Genomic DNA, 18,375 nt, shown 5'->3' with positions numbered 1-18,375 from the left:
GCTCCTCAATCCGCAACCAGTGCTTGGAGATGGGCGTAGCCCGAGGCCTTGGCAAGCTCGGGGAGCCTCCAGATAGCGCCGTTCGCGCCCCAGGTACCGTCGATCACGTCGTGCAACATAACCGAGGTTGCCAGCTGCCTTTTCTCGGTCGCCGGCAGGGCCTGTACAAACGCCTCGTGAACCAATTTGGCATAGCTGGCCCGCGCCGCATCGTCCACGACCCCCGCCGGCACGTAGATCATTGCGATGCACGGCAGGACCTGAGCGGTCATGTCGAGCGCGCCGCAGGTCAATGAGCCCGGTTCGACTTCGTCGACAACGACCCAGCAAAAGAAGCGCTTGTTCTGGTCTTGCGGAATCTGCTCGGCCGTTGCGGCGGCGTCGTTTAGCTTGCGCATGAGCGTGGCGCGGTGTTCGGCGGGGAATGAGCCTTGCGGAATCTTGACGAGAATGTTTGGCACTTTTCTCTTCCTGGTCAGTGAATCTGGGCTTGTATTGGAGCCCGCCTGGACCCAGGCTTACAGCGTCTGTTTTGACATCTTTCGAGCGCTTTCAGCCATGGTAGATTTCACCGTGTTGATTTTGTCCGGCGCCTATCCGTCGAGCGTGGCGGTGACGCTGGACATGCTCTCGGCCGCCGCGGCAATGGCCGAACGCCTCGGCGTGGCCAAGCCAAGTTGGCGCACCTACGCCATTGCTCAACCTGAGACCCGGCTCGGCAATGGTCTGAGCATTCAGGCGCAACCTTTGCCTAAGGAGGTGAGCGCGGATCGCTCTACCTGGATAGTGCCGGGACTTGGGCTCGAGAATCCTTCCGACGTAGCGAGTCGTCTCGCGCATCCCGATGCGCAGCGCGCAATCGAAGCCCTTGGGGTGCAGGGTCGCGCAGGAGGGGCCATTGCAGCCTCATGTTCGGCCGTTTTCCTGCTTCAGGCGGCAGGTCTCCTGGTTGGCAGGAAGGCGACTACCTCCTGGTGGTTGGCGCCAGCGCTGCAACGCTTGGAGCCACGCTGCACGGTCGATGCGGATCGCATGGTGGTAGCCGATGGAGCGCTCGTGACAGCGGGCGCCGCACTGGCGCAAACCGATCTGATGCTGCACCTGCTGCGCACCCGTTTCGGTGTGGCACTGGCGGATGCCGTGTCGCGAGTGTTGTTGATCGATGGGCGACAAAACCAAGCGCCATTCGTGCTGCCAACGATGTTCGCCAATGGCAATGAACTGATCGCGAAGCTGACTGCCCGGATCGATTCAGCCTTGCCGAACCTGCCTAGCATTAGCGAGCTGGCGGCGGAGCTGTGCGTCTCCGAGCGTACGCTTTCTCGCCATGTGCGAGCGGCTACAGGCCGGAGTACTTTGGCCTTGTTGCAAAGCGTTCGACTGAACAAGGCCCGGACTCTGCTGGAGACCAGCAAGCTAACCGTCGAACAGGTTGCCGAGCGTGTGGGTTACGGCGATGCCACAGCGCTCAGGCGAATGATGCGCAAGGTGGTTGGGGCGACGCCGAGGCAGTTTCGGCCTTCGACATTCGCCGCCTCGGACGGACGTAGCCGTGGGGCGACCGAGTCGAGCGAATGAGCTCTCCGACGTCGTGGTGGCGAGGTAGCCTGGATGCTCCGCAGTGGAAAACGCTGCGCGGTTTTCCACCCTACGCGGTGATTCTGATTGGCGCAGGGCAACGCTTTCTTGTCCACCGACATATGCGCATGCTCCGCAGCATCGACCCGCCTACAGCCGCAGCAGAATGTCCTCGCCGTCCACCCGCACCTCGAACTGCTCGACTCGATAGACCGGTTCAGTGAGGCATGCGCCGCTGGTCACGTCGAACTCGTAGGCATGCACCGGGCAGGTCACCACGCAGCCGCAGAGCGTGCCTTCGCCCAGCGGGCCGTCCTCGTGCGGGCAGTTGTTGTGGATGGCGTAGTACTGGCCGTCCACGTTGAACAGCGCGACGGGGGTCGCCCCCAGGGTCACGGTCTTGCCGCTACCCGGCTGGATGTCGCCGACGCGGGCGACCTTGACGAATTCACTCATGGCACTACTCCAGGGGCGACCGCCGCTCGCAGCTCCAGGCCGCGACCGCAGCACGCCGCAGCCGCCAGACTTAACAGCTAGACGCTCGCGCCTAGATTGTCAATAATGAACTTTCCTAAGTATGCAAAGGGAAGCTGCGATGCGCGCTGCCAGCCAGAATGCCGAGGCCCCCGGTTCCGGTCGGGATCGCGTGCTCTTCCTGCTCAAGCGGGACGGGCCCCAGGCCACGGCGCGAGTCGCGCAGCAGCTGGGGGTGACGGCCATGGCCGTGCGCCAGCACCTTGCCGTCCTCTCTGGCGAGGGCCTGGTCGAGTTCAGCGACGAGCAGCGCAAGATCGGCCGCCCCGCGCGCATCTGGCGCCTGACGCCCAAGGCCGATGCGCGCTTTCCGGATCAGCATGCGGGGCTGGCGGTCGACATGCTGCAGGTGGTGCAGAGCACCTTCGGCGATGAAGGCCTGGAACGCCTGACCGACGGCTGGACGCGCAAGCAGGTGGCCGCCTATCGCACGCAGATGCCGCACCAGGACCTGCCGCTCGACCAGCGAGTGGCCGCCCTGGTGAAGATCCGCTGCGCGGAAGGCTTTATGGCCGAGTGCCGGCCGGCCCAGGACGGGACCCTCGAACTGGTGGAAAACCACTGCGCGATCGCCAAGGCTGCGCACTTCTGCAGCCAACTCTGCGGCGGCGAGCTGAGGCTATTCCGTGAGGTACTCGGCGACGGCGTCACGGTCGAGCGCGTCGAGCACTTCCTCGCCGGCGACCGCCGCTGCACCTACCGCATACTCGCGACTCCAAGTGCCGAGCACTAAGCGGCCGCTAGGAGCCTGTCTGGTAATAATCGTTTTCCCGGTCGAGCCGCTGCCCGTCGGGGCGCCACCGGTTTTGTAGGAGCCAGCTTGCTGGCGATCCGCTAACAGGCACCGAAGATCGCCAGCAAGCGGGCTCCTACAGAGTGCTATCCGAACTATTTCGCCGGCATCAGTAATTCTGAGGCAGCACACTAGCCTCTCATCCCAAGCGCGCCTTGAGTTCCAGCACGGCCTCCCGCCCCGGCGCCAGGCACAGGCTGTCGGTGGCGCAACTGGCCGCCTGCACGCTGAGAAAGCCCAGGGTCTCGTTCCACCTGACATCGGTCAGGGGCCGGCTACCCGGGTGCCAGACCACAGTATTGGCGCCGCCGCTGGTATCGATCAGCAAACGCCGCTGCCAGGCCAGGTCCTGCAACTGCAGCATGCCGGCGTGGCGATAGATGCGGTGACAGCCATCCTCGCTGCGCAACTCGCCCTGCTGCAGGCACTCCGCTCGCTTGAGCAGGTCGTGACCCTGGGCGCCATCCAGGCCGAGCAGCGCCACCCGCACCACATCGCTGATGCGCCAGTAGGCATGCAGGGCATGGCTAAGCTGGCAGGGCTGACTGTCCTGATGGCTGCTGCTCAGGCGTAAAGCCATGCCATCGCCCAGCTCGGCTTCCAGGCATACCTGCCAATCCCACAGCTGCAGCTGCCAGCGCAGGCGCACGCTCTGCTCGTCCATTGTGCAGTCGAGCAGCTCCCAGTCGCTCAGCCGCGCCCAGCCATGAGACGGCCAGCCGCTCTCGCTGGGATGCCGACCGAACCAGGGCCAGCACACTGGCACTCCACCGCGAATCGCCCCACCCCGCGGCCAGTGGCTGGCACACCAGAGCCAGGGCCGTTGGCCACGGGGTTGAAAATGCAGAAGCTGCCCGCCCTGGCGGCTGAACACCGCCTGAAAGCGCGCATGCTCGATCAGCAGCAAGTCGCGCTGCTGATGCGTGACCCAGCGCATGCCGGGCTCGCCAGCAGGCGCAAACAACCCGGCCAGGGGATGCTCTGCAGCAGCCCCCGGCCGGGTTGCCTGTGCCGTCACCGGCTGCGGTTTAAGCAGCGGCATGCCGGCACCTATTGAATACGCTCAGCGACACCGAGCTATTTCCACCAGTATTCGAGTTGCACGCCGAAGTTGGAGCCATGCTGCGCGGTGGCGAAGGCGCCGCTATCGGACAGCGCCGAACCCGCCGCCATCTGGCTGGCTGCACGCTGCGCCGCCTCGTTCCAGCTGGCGTAGGTGTAATACAGGCGAATTTCCGGGCGACTCCAGAAACCGGGACCGGCCGGTGACCAGGTCGGCGCCACGGTGAACTTGCTCAGCTTGCGCGTACCGCCCACAGCATCGACCTGATCAAAGCCCAGCTCGCCGACCAGCTTGAACTGCTCGGTAAAGGCGTAACTGGTGCGCCCACCCACCGACAGCCAGTCCTGATCGCTGCCATCCGGGCGCACATCCTTCTGGTAGACGAACTGCGCCTGACCACCCCAGCGCGGGGTGGCCTGCCAGTCGAAGAACTCCACCAGGCGATAGCTGTGGTTGTCGCTATCCAGGCTCACGTCGCCGGTATACCCCAGGCCGGTGCCCGGCCCGCGGCCGTATTGCAGGGCCAGGGTGTTCACCCCGCCGAGAAACTCCGCCTGCTTGTGCTGCGCGGTAACCGACCAGCCGCTGTGGGCGTCCGTGCTATCGGGCTTGTCGATAAAGCTCAGGCCCAGCTCCAGCTCGCCGCCGGGATTGACCTGGAAGCCGGCGACGTTGAAGTCATGACGGTTGATATAGGGTTCCTGGAAGTAGCTGTCCTTGCGCGAGAAGGCGTAGCTGTATTTCAGCCCACCCAGCTCGAAGTCCTCGATGCCGGCGCCGGTGCCGCTCTGGTTCCAGTAGAAGAAGTCGGAGATATGGATGTCGTTACGCTTATAGAAACGCCGCCCGGCCCACAGCGAGCCGCCATTCAGCGCCGGCACTTTGCTCCACTCGGCGTACATCTGGTTCATCCGCGCGAAGCCGTAGTCGCCGGTGAATTTCGGCGTATGGCCATACTGGTTATACAGCTGCGCCATGCCCTCGACGCTGACCAGCGAGCCGTCGTCCAGGCTCAACAGGTCCTGACGCAGGTCCAGCTCGATGTACTGCTCGCACTCGTTACCCAGGCGATATTTGGACTGCGCACCGGGCAACTGGAAGCACGACTGGGTGCCGCCATTGACCGAACCGCCCGCGCCGCTGCGCACATAGCCGCTAAATTCCGCGGCATGGGCCTGGGGTAATGCCAGATATCCCAGGGTCAACGCCAGGCCGAGACTCGTTGCTGCTCTCATATCCACTCCTCTTGTTTTTATTGTTGTCATGCTCGTTGCACCCGCTCGGGGGCGGATAAGGCAGCCCCAGCAAGCCTGTGTTTATTGCCTTGCAGTCGCTAGCGGCGGATCAGCAGGCAACGCCGCTTTAGCGCCGTAGCCCGGATGCAATCCGGGAATGGTTTCGTCGTGTCGTGGTGTCCCCGGATTGCATCCGGGCTACGAATCCTCGGATAACCGCCGAAGCGCGGGTTCGGTGAAGTCCCCAGCTAGCCGAGCTTTAACTGAGTGACCTTGCGTTCGACCGGCTGCGACTTGCCCGGCAATAGGCGCTCACCGCTTTGCGCGTCGAACAGCAGCAGCTTGCTCGGATCGAACTGCAGCTCCAGGGTTTGCCCCACCTGCGGCGCGTCGTCCGGGGCCAGGCGGCAGCACACCTTGGTCTGGTTCAGGCAGACGAACACCAGGGTGTCCGGGCCGGTGGGTTCTATCACCTCGACCTCGGCGCGAATCGACGACTGATTGCGCGTTTCGGCCGTGGCCAGTTGGATCTGCTCGGGACGGATACCGAGGATCACCTCGCGGTTCTCGAAGCCCTCCCCCATAGCGCCCAGAGGCAGTTCGCAACGCGCCTGACCACTGTCGAGCAAGGCCAGCAACTGACCGTCGCGGCGTTGCAAACGCAGGGGAATAAAGTTCATCGGCGGCGAACCGATAAAGCTCGCCACGAACAGATTGGCCGGATCGTTGTAGATCTCCCGCGGGGTTCCGAACTGCTGGATGATGCCGTCCTTCATCACCGCCACCTTGTCGCCCAGGGTCATGGCCTCGATCTGGTCGTGGGTGACGTAGACGGTGGTGGTCTTCAGGCGCTGGTGCATCAGCTTGATTTCGGTGCGCATCTCCACCCGCAGCTTGGCGTCGAGGTTGGACAGCGGCTCATCGAACAGGTAGATCTTCGGCCGCCGCGCCAGCGCCCGGCCCATGGCCACGCGCTGCTGCTGGCCGCCGGACAGCTGGCCGGGTTTGCGCGCCAGCAGGTGCTCGATCTGCAGCAGCTTGGCCACCCGCGCCACTTCTGCCTCGATGGCCGCCGGGGCCATCTTGCGCATCTTCAGGCCGAAGGCGATGTTGTCCTTCACCGTCATGGTCGGGTACAGCGCATAGGACTGAAAGACCATGGCGATATCGCGGTCCTTGGGGCTCATGCCGCTGATGTCGGCACCGTCCACCAGAATCGCCCCGCCGCTGATATCTTCCAGGCCGGCGATGCAGTTCATCAATGTGGATTTGCCGCAGCCCGAGGGGCCGACCAGGATCAGGAACTCGCCGGAATCGATGGATATCTCGATATTTTTCAGGGTGTCCGCCAGGCCGCTGCCGTAGGACTTGTTGACGTTGCGCAGTTCGAGGGTTGCCATTTCATCTCTCCAATATCGTTGAAGTGTCGCGAGCGAAGGTCAGGCAAGGCGGAATCCGGCGAGGAAGCGGAGTTTAGGCCGCTAAATGAGCATGACTCGCTTCGCTCGCCCCTTCGGGCCGCACTGAAGTGCGTTAGCCGCAAGCGGCTTTCCGAGCCGGATTCCAACGCCGCATGACCGAGCGCAGCAGCTTTAACCTTTGACCGCGCCGGCGGTAAGGCCGCGCAGGAAATACTTACCGGCCAGCACGTAGACCACCAGGGTCGGCAGGCCGGCGATCATCGCGGCGGCCATATCGACGTTGTATTCCTTGGCCCCGGTGCTGGTGTTGACCAGGTTGTTCAGCGCCACCGTGATCGGCTGGGTATCGCCGCTGGCGAACACCACGCCGAAGAGGAAGTCGTTCCAGATTTGGGTGAACTGCCAGATCAGGCAGACCATGACGATGGGGATCGACATCGGCAGCAGAATCCGTCCGAAGATGGTGAAGAAGCCCGCGCCATCCAGGCGCGCGGCCCGCACCAGGGCGTCCGGAATGCTCACGTAGTAGTTGCGAAAGAACAGCGTGGTGAAGGCCAGGCCGTAGACCACATGGATCAGCACCAGGCCGCCGGTGGTGTTGGCCAGGCCGAGCTGGCCGAGGGTGAAGGACGCCGGCAGCAGCACCACCTGGAACGGCAGGAAGCAGCCGAACAGCAGCAGGCCGAAGAACAGCTGCGAGCCACGGAAGCGCCACATGGCCAACACATAGCCGTTCAGCGCGCCGAGCAAGGTGGAAATCAACACCGCCGGAATGGTGATCTTCACCGAGTTCCAGAAGTAGCCGCCGACACCGTCCCAGGCCTTGATCCAGCCGATGGCGGTGATCACATCCGGCCAGGACAGCAGGTTGCCGCTGCGGATATCCTCCGGGCTCTTGAAGCTGGTCAGCAGCATGATCAGCAGCGGAATCAGGTACACCGCGCAGGCCGCCAGCAGGGTTGCGTAGATGGCCACACGGCTAAGGCTAAAGACGGGCTTAGTCATGGCGTTTGCCTCGCAGTTCGGAGTACAGGTAGGGCACCAGGATCGCCAGCACCGCGCCGAGCATCAGCATCGCGCTGGCGGCGCCGAGGCCCATCTGGCCGCGGGTAAAGGTGTGGGCGTACATAAACATCGCCGGCAGATCGGAGGAGTAACCGGGGCCGCCGGCGGTCATCGAGGCCACCAGGTCGAAGCTCTTGATCGCGATATGCGCGAGGATCATCAGCGCGCTGAAGAACACCGGGCCCAGGCTCGGCAGCACGATGCGCAGGTAGATATTCGGCAGGCTGGCGCCGTCCACCTGGGCGGCGCGGATAATCGACTGATCCACCCCTCTCAACCCCGCCAAGAACAGCGCCATGACGAAGCCCGAAGACTGCCACACCGCGGCCATCACCAGGCAGTAGACCACCCGCTCCGGGTCCACCAGCCAGTCGAAGCGCAGGCCCTCCCAGCCCCAGTCGCGCAGCAGCTTGTCCAGGCCCAGGCCGGGGTTGAGCAGCCATTTCCAGGCGGTGCCTGTGACTATCATCGACAGCGCCATGGGGTAGAGAAAGATGGTGCGGATAAAACCTTCGCGGCGGATGCGCTGGTCCAGCAGCACCGCCAGCAGCACGCCGAGTACCAGGCTGATGCCGATAAACAGGCCGCCGAACACCAGCAGGTTCTTGCTCGCCACCCACCAGCGGTCGTTGTCCAGCAGGCGCTGGTACTGCTGCAGCCCGACCCAGGAATAGCTGGGCATAAAACGCGAGCCGGTGAACGACAGCAGGAAGGTCCACAGGATGTAGCCGTAGAAGCCGACCAGCACTATCAGCATGCTCGGTGCCAACACCAGCTTGGGCAGCCAGCGTTGCAGCGCATCCAGCGGTGAGGCCTTGGTAAAGACTGCTATTGAGCTCATGGGTAACTCCGTTGCTTGATACACCACCTGTAGGAGCCAGCTTGCTGGCGATCCATGGTCAGCGCGCTGATCGCCAGCAAGCTGGCTCCTACATAAAAACCGACACGGCCGATCCCGCGGCGCTTGCTTATAAAGCAGGCGCTGGGAGAAAACAGATTTGGAAACCGGCGGGTTGCACCCGCCCTACGACAGCCGCCGTTCAGCGGCGGCCGGGGCGGCCTGCCTTACTGCACCGCTTCGATGGCCGCGGCCAGCTGCTGGGCAGCCTTGTGCGGGTCGGCCTTGGGGTCGTTGAAGAAGTTGGTCACCACATCGAACACCGCGCCCTGCACATAGCTGGAGGCGGCCATGCCGTGGGCCAGGCTCGGCTGCAGGCCACCGCTGGCCGCGGCTGCCTTGAAGTCCTGCATCGAGGCCTGGGCGCAGGCGTCGAAGCTGCTCATGTCCTGATCCAGGCGCACCGGGATCGAGCCCTTGTTCTGGTTGAAGAACTGCTGGAACTCCGGCCCCATGATGATCCGCGCCAGGTCTTCCTGGGCCTTGCGGTTGTCCGCGTCGCTGAGCTTGAACATGGCCAGGGAGTCGATGTTGTAGGCGAAGCTGCCCTGGCTGCCGGGGAATGGCAGGCACTGGTAGTCCTTGCCGGCGACCTTGCCGGCGGCGGTCCATTCGCTCTTGGCCCAGTCGCCCATCACCTGCATGCCGGCCTTGCCGTTGATCACCAGGCCCGCGGCGGTGTTCCAGTCGCGCCCGGCGGCGTCGGCATCGATATAGCCGTGGAGTTTCTGCAGGGCGGCGAACACCTCGACCATCTTGGCCCCGGTCAGGGTCGCCTTGTCCTGCTCGACGAAGGCCTTGCGATAGCCCTCGGCGCCGAGAATGCTGAAGGCCAGGTCCTCGAACACTGTGCCGTCCTGCCAGGGCTGGCCGCCATGGGCCAGGGCAATAAAGCCGGCCGCCTTGAGCTTGTCGGCGGCGACGAAGAATTCGGCGAGGCTGGTCGGCGGGGTGGCGCCAGCCTTGGCGAACACTTCGGGGTTGATCCACAGCCAGTTGACCCGGTGCACGTTGATCGGCACCGCCACATAGTCGCCCTGGTACTTCATCACGTTGGCCACCTGCTCGGGCAGCAGGCTGTCCCACTGCTGCTCGGCGGCCACGCCATTGAGGTCGGCGAGCAAGCCCAGCTCGCCCCACTCCTGAATATCCGGACCCTTGATCTGCGCGGCGGCCGGCGGGTTGCCGGACACGGCGCGGGTCTTCAGCACGGTCATGGCCGCCTCGCCACCACCGCCGGCGACGGCGAAGTCCTTCCAGCTATGGCCCTTGGCTTCGACCAGTTTCTGCAGGGTATCGGCGGCGCGTTTTTCGCCGCCCGAGGTCCACCAGTGCAGCACCTCCACTTCACCGGCATGGGCAGCCAGTGGCAGCAGAGAGACCAGGGAGATAGCGGCAGTCAGGCGTGAGATCGCATTCATGAGCAGTACCTTTATTGTTGTTATTACCAGCAAGTCTGGTGCTTGCGCTGGAATCGAGTCTAACCACAGTCACCGCCGCCGCGGGTAACGAAGGGATGCGTAAAGGTCACGGGATGGTTACATAGGCGCGGTCCGTAGCCCGGATGCAATCCGGGATGGATTGGCTGGCAGGCCCAACGCCCCGGATTGCATCCGGGCTACAACGGCACCGGAGCAGGGCGGCGAACAGCGCCCAAACGGCGCTTTATTCGGCGAAACGCGGCAAGCATAGGGTCACCCGCAGGCCGCCCTCGCGCAGGTTGCGCAGGCTGACCTCGCCACCGTGGCTGTGGGCGATATTGCGCGCAATGCCCAGGCCCAGGCCGTAGCCCTGCTGCTGCCCGGCCAGGCGGAAATGCGGCTCGAACACCTGCTCCAGACGCTGCTCGGGCACCCCCGGGCCTTCGTCATCCACATGCAGGACAAAGGCGTCGATAGCGTCCTCGATATGCAGATGGGCGCGTTCGCCATATTTCAGCGCGTTGTCCACCAGGTTGCCGATGCAGCGCTTGAGCGCCAGGGGCTTGCCCGGGTAAGGCGCCAGCGCCTGGCCATCCAGGGTCACGCGGCCGTTGCCGAGCGGCGCCAGGTAGGGTTCGATCACGCAATTGAGCAGCTGGCTGAGGTCCACCGGCTCGATATTCTCGTGGATGTCGGTGTCCTTGACACATTGCAGCGCGCCCTTGACCAGCATCTCCAGCTCGTCCAGGTCGCGGCTGAACTTGGCCTGTACGGCTTCGTCGTCGAGCAGCTCGACGCGCAGGCGCAGACGGGTGATGGGCGTGCGCAGGTCATGGGAAATGGCGCTGAACAGCTGGCTGCGTTCGCGCAGGTAGCGGCCGATGCGCTCGCGCATGGCGTTAAAGGCGCGGCTGACCTCGACCACCTCGCTGCCGCCCGCCTCGGCCAGCGGCTCCACCTCGCTGCCCAGGGACATTTCCCGCGCCGCCACCGCCAGGCGCTTGAGCGGGCGGCTCTGCCAGTGCACCAGGATGCCGATAAACAGCAGCAGGAAACTGCTGGTGAGGATGATGAACCACAGCTGCTGGGCCGGCAGCCCTTGCTGCTCCAGGCCGACATAGGGCTCGGGCATCAGGGAGGCGAGATACAGCCATTCGCCCGGGGCGATCTGGATCTGCGTCACCAGCACCGGCGGATTGAGCGGCTCCAGGCTCAGGGCATAGTGGGCCCAGGAGCGCGGCAACTCGTCGAGTTTCAGGGCGCTGTTGAAGATGCGCAGGTCGTCCGGGCTGACGAACTGCACCAACAGGTCCAGGTCCTTGCCCAGGCGCTCGCGCAGGGTGGCGTCCACCGCATCCAGCACCGCGCGCTTGCGTGGGGTCTCTGGCAGCACCTGCATGCTGAGCGGCTTGTCGTTGAGGGACACGAAGAAACGCGTGCCGCCCATATTGCGCAGCTGGTCGAGAACCATGGGCCGATAGCCCAGGGGCAGCGAGCGGAAATAGCTGACGCTGGCGGCCATCGACTGCGCCAGGCTGCGCGAGCTGGTGAGCAGCCCTTCCATCTGGCTGGCGCGCAACTGCGAGACCCAGATCAGGCTGGACAGCCCCTGGGCCAGCAACACCACCAGCAGGGTCAGCAGCAACATGCGCCCGAGCAGCGAGCGCGGCAGCGCCAGCAGTTTGCGCCAGCTATGCATGGCTGTAGGGCGTCACCGCCGCCGCCAACTGGTAACCGCTGCCGCGCACGGTGCGGATCAGCCGCGCCGGCTTGCCGGTATCGCGCAGACGCTGACGCAGGCGGCTGACCGCCATATCGACTATGCGCTCCAGCGGCATCACCTCGCGGCCGCGGGTGGCGTTGCCTATGGTATCGCGGTCGAGAATCTGCTGCGGGTGATCGAGAAACAGCTTGAGCAGGGCGAAGTCGGCGCCGGAGAGAATCACCTCCTCGCCATCGGCATGAAACAGGCGGTGGCTGACCATATCCAGGCGCCACTCATCGAAGGCCAATACCTCGCCGCCGCGCTCCTGGGAAAAATGCGCGCGGCGCAGCAAGGCCTTGATCCGCGCCAGCAACTCGCGCGGGCTGAACGGCTTGCCCAGGTAATCGTCGGCGCCCAACTCCAGGCCTATCACCCGGTCGGTTTCATCGGAGCTGGCGGTGAGCATGATGATCGGTACCTGGGCGAAACGCTGGTGCTCGCGCACCCAACGGCACAGGCTGAAACCATCCTCATCGGGCAGCATCACATCGAGAATCACCAAATCCGCCAGCTCGGCACACAGCCCCTGGCGAAAGCCGGCGCCATCGCCGACGGTGCGCACCTGAAAGCCGGCGCGGCTCAGGTAGGTCTGCAGCAGTTCGCGAATTTCCTGGTCGTCATCGACCAGCAGAATCGACTTGCCGGGCTGGCTCATGGTCCGCCACCTTTCTTGTTATGACTCTGTAGCCCGGATGCAATCCGGGGGGCTCTATCAACGGCTGTCCCGGATTATATCCGGGCTACGGCAAACGCCTGCTGCAAGGCCACGCCCGCGCCCATCAAACCGGGATACTCGGCCGTCACCAGCCACACCGGGATGCCGGCAAGGTAATGACTCATGCAGCCCTTGTCACTGAAGCTGCGAGCAAAACCACTAGCCAGGAAGAGTTCGGCGAAGCGCGGCACTACGCCGCCGACTATATAGACGCCGCCGCGCGCGCCCAGGCTCAGCACGTTATTGCCGGCGGCGCGGCCCAGCCAGCAGCAGAACTGCTCCAGCACCGCCGCGGCCACGGGATCGCCGGCCAGCGCCGCCGCCGTGACCTCCGCCGGTGAATGCAGGCGCGGGGTCAGATCATCCAGGGCGCAGATGGCCTGATAGAGCAGCAGCAGGCCGCCGCCGCTGAGCACATCCTCGGCGCGCACATGACCGAGCTGGCGATACAGCTGCTGCCACAGCTCGGCCTCGCGCGGGCTGCCGATCGGCAAATCGACATGCCCGCCCTCGCCTGGCAAGGCCAGCCAGCGGCCATCGGCCAAAGCCAGCAAGGTGCCGACCCCCAGGCCGGTGCCCGGGCCTATCACCACCACCGGGCGCTCCGCCTCCGCCTCGCCGGGGCAGATGGCGATGCGCTCATCCTCGCGCAACCGGGTCATGCCCAGGGCCATGGCCGAGAAATCGTTGATCAGCAGCAATTCGCGCACTTGCAGCTCGCGGCAGAAGGCCGAACGGCTGATGCGCCAGTGGTTATTGGTGAAGCGGAACAGGTCGCCACTCACCGGCCCGGCGCAGGCCAGGCACACCGAATCCACCGCGCCCAGAGGCAGTTCCAGCTCGGCCAGGTAGGCGCGAATCGCCTGCTCCGGCCCCGGATAGTCGGCGGTGGCCAGCACCCGTACCGACTCCAGCCGCTCAGCGCGCCACAGGGCGAAGCGCGCGTTGGTGCCGCCGATATCGCCGACCAGGGCCAACTTCACTTGAGCGACTCCAGGCTGCTGGTAAAGGCACAGGCGCCCTGCTCCGCCGAACTGAAGGCCTGGCGCATAAAGGCGAACAGCTCGCGGCCGCAGCCCACAGCATTATCCAGGGTGCCGAGCGCAGGCGTGCGCGCCGCCAGCTCGGCGTCGCTGAGCAACACGCACAACTCGCCGGTGTGACCGTCGACGCGAATCAGGTCGCCGTCGCGCACCAACGCCAGCGGCCCGCCACCGAAGGCCTCGGGGCAGACGTGAATGGCCGCCGGAATCTTGCCCGAAGCGCCGGACATGCGCCCGTCGGTGACCAGCGCCACCTTGAAGCCGCGGTCCTGCAGCACGCCGAGGAAGGGTGTCATCTTGTGCAGCTCCGGCATGCCGTTGCTGCGCGGGCCCTGGAAGCGCATCACCGCGACGAAATCGCGCTCCAACTCGCCGGCCTTGAAGGCATCGGCCAGCTCCTGCTGATCCTCGAACACCCTTGCCGGGGCCTCGACCACTTGATGCTCCAGGGCCACGGCGGACACCTTCATCACCCCACGCCCCAGGTTGCCCTGCATCAGGCGCAGGCCGCCTTCCGCGGAGAACGGCCGCGCCACCGGGCGCAGCACGCTTTCGTCATGACTCTTGCGCGGGCCGTCGCGCCAGACCAGTTGACCGTCTTCGAGGAAGGGCTCGCGGGTGTAACGGCGCAAGCCAGGCCCGGCCACTGTGTTGACCTGGTCGTGCAGCAGCCCGGCATCCAGCAGCTCGCCTATCAGCAAGGCCATGCCGCCCGCGGCCTGGAAGTGATTGATATCGGATTGGCCGTTGGGATAGACGTGGGCCAGGGTCGGGGTCACGGCGGACAGGTCGGCCATGTCCTGCCAGGTCAGCTGAATCCCCGCGGCCTGGGCGATGGCCGGCATATGCAGGGTGTGGTTGGTGGAACCGCCGGTGGCGCTCAGGGCCACTATGGCGTTGACCAGGCAACGCTCGTCGACGATTTCGCCCAGCGGCATAAACTGCCCGCTCTGCTGGGTCAGACGGGTGACCTGCTGCGCCGCCTCGCGGGTCAGGGCATCGCGCAGCGGGGTGTTGGGGTTGACGAAGGAGGCGCCCGGCAGATGCAGGCCCATCACCTCCATCAGCAACTGGTTGGTGTTGGCGGTGCCATAGAAGGTGCAGGTGCCGGGGCTGTGGTAGGCGGCCATCTCGGCCTCCAGTAACTCGTCGCGGCTGGCCTTGCCCTCGGCGTAGCGCTGGCGCACATCGGCCTTTTCCTTGTTCGACAGCCCGGAAGGCATGGGCCCGGCCGGCACGAACAGGCTCGGCAGATGGCCGAAACGCAGGGCGCCCATCAGCAGGCCGGGCACTATCTTGTCGCAGATCCCCAGGTACAACGCGGCGTCGAACATGTTGTGCGACAGCGCCACGGCGGTGGCCATGGCGATCACCTCGCGACTGGCGATGCCCAGCTCCATGCCCGGTTCACCCTGGGTCACGCCGTCGCACATGGCCGGCACACCGCCGGCGAACTGACCGACCGAACCGACCTCGCGCAGAGCCTGCTTGAGCTGCTCCGGGTAGGGCTGATAGGGCTGGTGCGCCGAGAGCATGTCGTTATAAGCAGAAACAATCGCCACGTTGGCCGCATTCATCAGGCGCAGGGTCTGCTTGTCTGCGCTGCCGCAACCGGCCACGCCGTGGGCGAAGTTGGCGCACTGCAGCTTGCCGCGCTGCGGACCTGCGCTGGCCGCCCCACGAATCATCGCCAGATAGGGCTCGCGCGTGGCGCGGCTGCGGGCGATCAGACGGTCGGTTACCTCGATAACGCGGGGATGCATGGGCAGGACTCCTGGCAGGTGAATGGCAATATTTTGTGCTTCCTACAAAAATACTGCCACTTAAAACACTTGATTTCTACACTTACGGGCATAATCTTGTAATTCCAACAACAAAAATCAAGATCGGAGCTCGAGCATGACTATTCGCATCGCAATCAACGGCTTCGGCCGCATCGGCCGCAACGTGCTGCGCGCCCTCTACAGTCAAGACTATCGCCAACGGCTGCAGGTGGTGGCGATCAACGACCTCGGCGACAGCGCGATCAATGCCCATCTGCTCAAGTACGACAGCGTGCACGGCGTCTTTCCCGGCAGCGTCGAGCACGAACGCGAGAGCCTCTGCGTCAACGGCGACCGCATCGCCGTCAGCGCCATTCGCAACCCGGCCGAGCTGCCGTGGCAGGCGCTCAAGGTCGATGTGGTGTTCGAATGCACCGGGCTGTTCACCGAGCGCGACAAGGCCGCCGCCCACCTCAGCGCCGGGGCGCGCAAGGTGATCATCTCGGCGCCGGCCAAGGGTGCCGACGCCACCATAGTCTACGGCGTCAATCACGACATTCTGCGCCAGTCCATGCAGATAATCTCCAACGCCTCCTGCACCACCAACTGCCTGGCCCCGGTGGCCCAGGTGCTGCAGCGCGAGCTGGGCATCGAGCAGGGGCTGATGACCACCATCCACGCCTACACCAACGACCAGAACCTCTCCGACCTGTACCACGACGACCCCTACCGCGCCCGCTCGGCCACCCAGTCGATGATCCCGACCAAGACCGGCGCCGCCGAAGCGGTCGGCCTGGTGCTGCCGGAGTTGGCCGGCAAACTCACCGGCATGGCCGTGCGGGTGCCGGTGATCAATGTCTCCCTGGTCGACCTGTGCCTGCAGGTCAAGCGCGACACCAGCAGCGAGGAGATCAACGCCCTGCTCCTGGCCGCCAGCCAGAAATCCCCGGTGCTCGGCTACAACAGCCTGCCGCTGGTGTCCTGCGACTTCAACCACAACCCGCTGTCGTCGATCTTCGACGCCAACCACACCAAGGTCAGCGGCCGGCTGGTGAAAGTCATGGCCTGGTACGACAACGAATGGGGCTTCTCCAACAGGATGCTGGATAGCTGCCTGGCCCTGCATAACGCTGTTTGAAAGCGATCGCGGCGGCACGTTTATCTGTAGGAGCCAGCTTGCTGGCGATGCTTTTCACCGGCAATGGATCGCCAGTACCGTAGCCCGGATGCAATCCGGGACAGCGCCTCCCCGGATTGCATCCGGGCTACCCAGCTAAATCCAGGAACCCAGCATGAGCCGTATCAGCTTTACCAGCGCCACCCTGCCGGCGCGCAAGCGCATCGCCCTGGTGGCCCACGACCACTGCAAGGAGTTCCTCCTCGACTGGAGCGAACGCCAGCGCGACAAACTGGCCCGGCACCATCTGCTGGCCACCGGCACCACCGGCATGTTGCTCAACCGCCGCCTCGACCTGCCGATCGAAAGCATGATCAGCGGCCCCCTGGGCGGCGACCAGCAACTGGGCGCGCGTATCGCCGAGCGGCGGGTGGATATGCTGGTGTTCTTCTGGGACCCCTTCGAGCAGCAGCCCCACGACCCGGATATCAAGGCACTGCTGCGGGTCGCCGCGGTGTGGAATATCCCGGTGGCCTGCAACGAGAGCAGCGCCGACTATATGCTCGGCAGCGCGCTGCTGGACCAGGCCCACGACTACCGCATTCCCGATTACACCGCCTATCTGCATAACCGCAGCTAATAGCGGACACAGGCGCCAGCGCCAGCCTATTTATCGGCCTCCAGATGGCGCTGCTGGTACTGCCGGCCTCGGCCCTGAGGCTCTGCGGCGAACGCAGTCAGCAGGCCGTTGAAAAATGTCGGCGAGGCAGCCGAGACAAGGCATAAACGGCCGAAAAAGCGCAGTTTACTGGCTGTAAATGAGCATTTTGAGGCCGTTTTTAACGCAGTATCGGCAACGTAGGTAGTTTTTCAATGGCCTGTTAGAAGTCGACCCTGCCCCGGCCCGCCTTAATGGTCCCGCGCTTGCTCTTGCCTTCCAGGCGGCGCTTCTTCGAGCCCAGGGTCGGCTTGGTCGGGCGTCGGGCCTTCTCGGTCTTGCCGGCGCTGCGGATCAACTCGACCAGGCGCTCCAGGGCATCGCTGCGGTTCTGTTCCTGGGTGCGGTATTGCTGGGCCTTGATGATCACCACGCCCTCCAAGGTGATGCGGCTGTCGCGCAGCGCCAGCAGGCGTTCCTTGTAGAACGGCGGCAAGCTTGAGGCCTGACTGTCGAAGCGCAGGTGCACGGCGCTGGACACCTTGTTGACGTTCTGCCCGCCGGCGCCCTGGGCGCGAATGGCGGTCAGCTCGACTTCGTCGTCGGGCAGGTGGACGCTATGGGAAATCACCAGCATGGGCAGGGTCGGGATAAGCTCAAGGGCGCCCAGGATAACCCCATGCGCCCTCGCCTGCCCGTCTGCGGCATCAGAGCCAGCGGAAATCCTCGGTGCGCTCGGCCTGCTCCATGGCCGCCTTGAGCGCTGCTGGTGGCGGCGTGACCTTGCGGCTGTCCAGGCTAAACCAGGCGGCAGTGGTCTGCACCCGGGCGCACAGCTCGCCCTTGGGACCCTGCACCTCGTTGACCAGGATGAACTTTGCGCCATCCTCGGTCAGGCCGCCGACCTGCATGCGCACGCTGAATTTCTGCAGCAGGCGCAACTCCTTGCGGTACTCGACGCGGTCCTCGAACACCACCGGGCCCATCTTCGCCTCGGCAAAGGCCTGTGGGGTGAAGCCGGCCCCGGCCAGGAAGAGGAAACGCGTTTGCGCGGCATAATCCAGATAACGGGTGTTTTTCAGGTGGGCACTGGAATCCAGATCGGCCCAGGTCACCTGGAAATCGAAAGCGGTCATAACGACGCTCCTTGTGATTGATACCGCCATGCTAGGCCCGCCAGCGGCCATGCGGGAGGGACATATGGGACAAATAAAGGGGGCAAACCGGCGGAGCGCTGAAATCTTTAGTCGGAATTTAACCGCTGCCTTTCGGCCGGCTCGGCGCTAAGTTAAGACCACGGAATTGG

At 64.6% G+C, this 18,375-nt stretch carries 18 protein-coding genes; 4 read left to right on the top strand and 14 right to left on the bottom strand.

The annotated features are described in order from the left end of the window. Nucleotides 1-5: 5 nt before the first annotated feature. The gene (locus tag Q8Q83_RS18410) at nucleotides 6-461 is read right to left on the bottom strand and encodes a tautomerase (protein WP_305625574.1); all 456 of its coding nucleotides are present in this window, start codon (nucleotides 459-461) and stop codon (nucleotides 6-8) included. Between Q8Q83_RS18410 and Q8Q83_RS18405 the strand changes: the two genes are divergently transcribed. Next, nucleotides 451-1,578, top strand: a complete 1,128-nt coding sequence (locus Q8Q83_RS18405) for a GlxA family transcriptional regulator (RefSeq protein ID WP_371132435.1) — start codon at nucleotides 451-453, stop codon at nucleotides 1,576-1,578. The two genes, Q8Q83_RS18410 and Q8Q83_RS18405, sit on opposite strands and share 11 nt — an antisense overlap. 150 nt (nucleotides 1,579-1,728) lie before the next feature. Here Q8Q83_RS18405 and Q8Q83_RS18400 read toward each other — a convergent pair whose 3' ends face one another. Beyond that, nucleotides 1,729-2,034, bottom strand: coding sequence for a non-heme iron oxygenase ferredoxin subunit (locus tag Q8Q83_RS18400; protein WP_305625573.1), 306 nt, complete (start codon nucleotides 2,032-2,034; stop codon nucleotides 1,729-1,731). 139 nt (nucleotides 2,035-2,173) lie between these two features. On the opposite strand from Q8Q83_RS18400, the gene Q8Q83_RS18395 reads away from it, so the two are divergent. Next, nucleotides 2,174-2,845 (top strand): metalloregulator ArsR/SmtB family transcription factor, encoded by a 672-nt coding sequence (locus tag Q8Q83_RS18395; RefSeq protein ID WP_305625572.1) that lies wholly within the window; start codon nucleotides 2,174-2,176, stop codon nucleotides 2,843-2,845. A 199-nt stretch (nucleotides 2,846-3,044) separates the two neighbouring features. On the opposite strand, the gene Q8Q83_RS18390 is transcribed toward Q8Q83_RS18395, so the two are convergent. The 10 genes from Q8Q83_RS18390 to edd all read right to left on the bottom strand — a co-directional run bounded on the left by Q8Q83_RS18390 (nucleotide 3,045) and on the right by edd (nucleotide 15,294). Beyond that, entirely contained in the window at nucleotides 3,045-3,947 is a 903-nt protein-coding gene (locus Q8Q83_RS18390; RefSeq protein ID WP_371132434.1) for a D-hexose-6-phosphate mutarotase, read from the bottom strand. A gap of 35 nt (nucleotides 3,948-3,982) precedes the next feature. Further along, on the bottom strand, nucleotides 3,983-5,203 hold the full coding sequence (locus tag Q8Q83_RS18385; RefSeq protein WP_305625571.1) for a carbohydrate porin: 1,221 nt from the start codon (nucleotides 5,201-5,203) through the stop codon (nucleotides 3,983-3,985). 248 nt (nucleotides 5,204-5,451) lie between these two features. Next, nucleotides 5,452-6,603: an ABC transporter ATP-binding protein gene (locus Q8Q83_RS18380; RefSeq protein WP_305625570.1), complete on the bottom strand. Its 1,152-nt coding sequence runs from the start codon at nucleotides 6,601-6,603 to the stop codon at nucleotides 5,452-5,454. 192 nt (nucleotides 6,604-6,795) lie between these two features. Then, nucleotides 6,796-7,629, bottom strand: coding sequence for a carbohydrate ABC transporter permease (locus tag Q8Q83_RS18375; RefSeq protein ID WP_305625569.1), 834 nt, complete (start codon nucleotides 7,627-7,629; stop codon nucleotides 6,796-6,798). After that, complete coding sequence (locus Q8Q83_RS18370; RefSeq protein ID WP_305625568.1) at nucleotides 7,622-8,530, bottom strand: carbohydrate ABC transporter permease; 909 nt, start codon at nucleotides 8,528-8,530, stop codon at nucleotides 7,622-7,624. The genes Q8Q83_RS18375 and Q8Q83_RS18370 overlap by 8 nt, the downstream gene beginning before the upstream one ends. 224 nt (nucleotides 8,531-8,754) lie before the next feature. Next, nucleotides 8,755-10,008 carry an ABC transporter substrate-binding protein gene (locus tag Q8Q83_RS18365; protein ID WP_305625567.1) on the bottom strand — a complete coding sequence of 418 codons (1,254 nt, stop codon included), beginning with the start codon at nucleotides 10,006-10,008 and terminating at the stop codon, nucleotides 8,755-8,757. A 244-nt stretch (nucleotides 10,009-10,252) separates the two neighbouring features. Beyond that, nucleotides 10,253-11,680: an ATP-binding protein gene (locus Q8Q83_RS18360; RefSeq protein WP_305625589.1), complete on the bottom strand. Its 1,428-nt coding sequence runs from the start codon at nucleotides 11,678-11,680 to the stop codon at nucleotides 10,253-10,255. 19 nt (nucleotides 11,681-11,699) lie between these two features. Continuing rightward, nucleotides 11,700-12,428: a response regulator gene (locus tag Q8Q83_RS18355; RefSeq protein ID WP_305625566.1), complete on the bottom strand. Its 729-nt coding sequence runs from the start codon at nucleotides 12,426-12,428 to the stop codon at nucleotides 11,700-11,702. 74 nt (nucleotides 12,429-12,502) lie between these two features. Next, nucleotides 12,503-13,471, bottom strand: a complete 969-nt coding sequence (locus Q8Q83_RS18350) for a glucokinase (RefSeq protein ID WP_305625565.1) — start codon at nucleotides 13,469-13,471, stop codon at nucleotides 12,503-12,505. Beyond that, a complete protein-coding gene (gene edd / locus Q8Q83_RS18345) occupies nucleotides 13,468-15,294 on the bottom strand; it encodes a phosphogluconate dehydratase (RefSeq protein WP_305625564.1) in 1,827 nt (608 codons plus the stop codon). The genes Q8Q83_RS18350 and edd overlap by 4 nt, the downstream gene beginning before the upstream one ends. A gap of 136 nt (nucleotides 15,295-15,430) precedes the next feature. On the opposite strand from edd, the gene gap reads away from it, so the two are divergent. After that, nucleotides 15,431-16,432, top strand: a complete 1,002-nt coding sequence (gap, locus tag Q8Q83_RS18340; protein WP_305625563.1) for a type I glyceraldehyde-3-phosphate dehydrogenase — start codon at nucleotides 15,431-15,433, stop codon at nucleotides 16,430-16,432. Nucleotides 16,433-16,586: 154 nt separating this feature from the next. Next, nucleotides 16,587-17,051 (top strand): methylglyoxal synthase, encoded by a 465-nt coding sequence (locus Q8Q83_RS18335; RefSeq protein ID WP_305625562.1) that lies wholly within the window; start codon nucleotides 16,587-16,589, stop codon nucleotides 17,049-17,051. Between the two features lie 241 nt (nucleotides 17,052-17,292). On the opposite strand, the gene arfB is transcribed toward Q8Q83_RS18335, so the two are convergent. Next, nucleotides 17,293-17,706 (bottom strand): alternative ribosome rescue aminoacyl-tRNA hydrolase ArfB, encoded by a 414-nt coding sequence (gene arfB, locus Q8Q83_RS18330; RefSeq protein ID WP_305625561.1) that lies wholly within the window; start codon nucleotides 17,704-17,706, stop codon nucleotides 17,293-17,295. A gap of 70 nt (nucleotides 17,707-17,776) precedes the next feature. Beyond that, nucleotides 17,777-18,205: a thioesterase family protein gene (locus Q8Q83_RS18325; protein WP_305625560.1), complete on the bottom strand. Its 429-nt coding sequence runs from the start codon at nucleotides 18,203-18,205 to the stop codon at nucleotides 17,777-17,779. Between the last annotated feature and the right edge of the window lie 170 nt (nucleotides 18,206-18,375).

The organism is Pseudomonas sp., from assembly GCF_030696055.1.
Taxonomy (GTDB): Bacteria; Pseudomonadota; Gammaproteobacteria; order Pseudomonadales; family Pseudomonadaceae; genus Aquipseudomonas.
The sequence above is the reverse complement of the archived record's forward strand: the minus strand, read 5'-3'. Positions and strand labels throughout refer to the sequence as shown.

What these genes read in the sequence shown, in the direction of transcription:
- arfB (WP_305625561.1), bottom strand. Translation starts at nt 17,706, where the DNA reads ATGCTGGTGATTTCCCATAGCGTCCACCTGCCCGACGACGAAGTCGAG.
- Q8Q83_RS18375 (WP_305625569.1), bottom strand. Translation starts at nt 7,629, where the DNA reads ATGACTAAGCCCGTCTTTAGCCTTAGCCGTGTGGCCATCTACGCAACC.
- Q8Q83_RS18395 (WP_305625572.1), top strand. Translation starts at nt 2,174, where the DNA reads ATGCGCGCTGCCAGCCAGAATGCCGAGGCCCCCGGTTCCGGTCGGGAT.
- edd (WP_305625564.1), bottom strand. Translation starts at nt 15,294, where the DNA reads ATGCATCCCCGCGTTATCGAGGTAACCGACCGTCTGATCGCCCGCAGC.
- Q8Q83_RS18405 (WP_371132435.1), top strand. Translation starts at nt 451, where the DNA reads ATGTTTGGCACTTTTCTCTTCCTGGTCAGTGAATCTGGGCTTGTATTG.
- Q8Q83_RS18385 (WP_305625571.1), bottom strand. Translation starts at nt 5,203, where the DNA reads ATGAGAGCAGCAACGAGTCTCGGCCTGGCGTTGACCCTGGGATATCTG.
- Q8Q83_RS18325 (WP_305625560.1), bottom strand. Translation starts at nt 18,205, where the DNA reads ATGACCGCTTTCGATTTCCAGGTGACCTGGGCCGATCTGGATTCCAGT.
- Q8Q83_RS18400 (WP_305625573.1), bottom strand. Translation starts at nt 2,034, where the DNA reads ATGAGTGAATTCGTCAAGGTCGCCCGCGTCGGCGACATCCAGCCGGGT.
- Q8Q83_RS18390 (WP_371132434.1), bottom strand. Translation starts at nt 3,947, where the DNA reads ATGCCGCTGCTTAAACCGCAGCCGGTGACGGCACAGGCAACCCGGCCG.
- Q8Q83_RS18370 (WP_305625568.1), bottom strand. Translation starts at nt 8,530, where the DNA reads ATGAGCTCAATAGCAGTCTTTACCAAGGCCTCACCGCTGGATGCGCTG.
- Q8Q83_RS18380 (WP_305625570.1), bottom strand. Translation starts at nt 6,603, where the DNA reads ATGGCAACCCTCGAACTGCGCAACGTCAACAAGTCCTACGGCAGCGGC.
- Q8Q83_RS18365 (WP_305625567.1), bottom strand. Translation starts at nt 10,008, where the DNA reads ATGAATGCGATCTCACGCCTGACTGCCGCTATCTCCCTGGTCTCTCTG.
- gap (WP_305625563.1), top strand. Translation starts at nt 15,431, where the DNA reads ATGACTATTCGCATCGCAATCAACGGCTTCGGCCGCATCGGCCGCAAC.
- Q8Q83_RS18355 (WP_305625566.1), bottom strand. Translation starts at nt 12,428, where the DNA reads ATGAGCCAGCCCGGCAAGTCGATTCTGCTGGTCGATGACGACCAGGAA.
- Q8Q83_RS18335 (WP_305625562.1), top strand. Translation starts at nt 16,587, where the DNA reads ATGAGCCGTATCAGCTTTACCAGCGCCACCCTGCCGGCGCGCAAGCGC.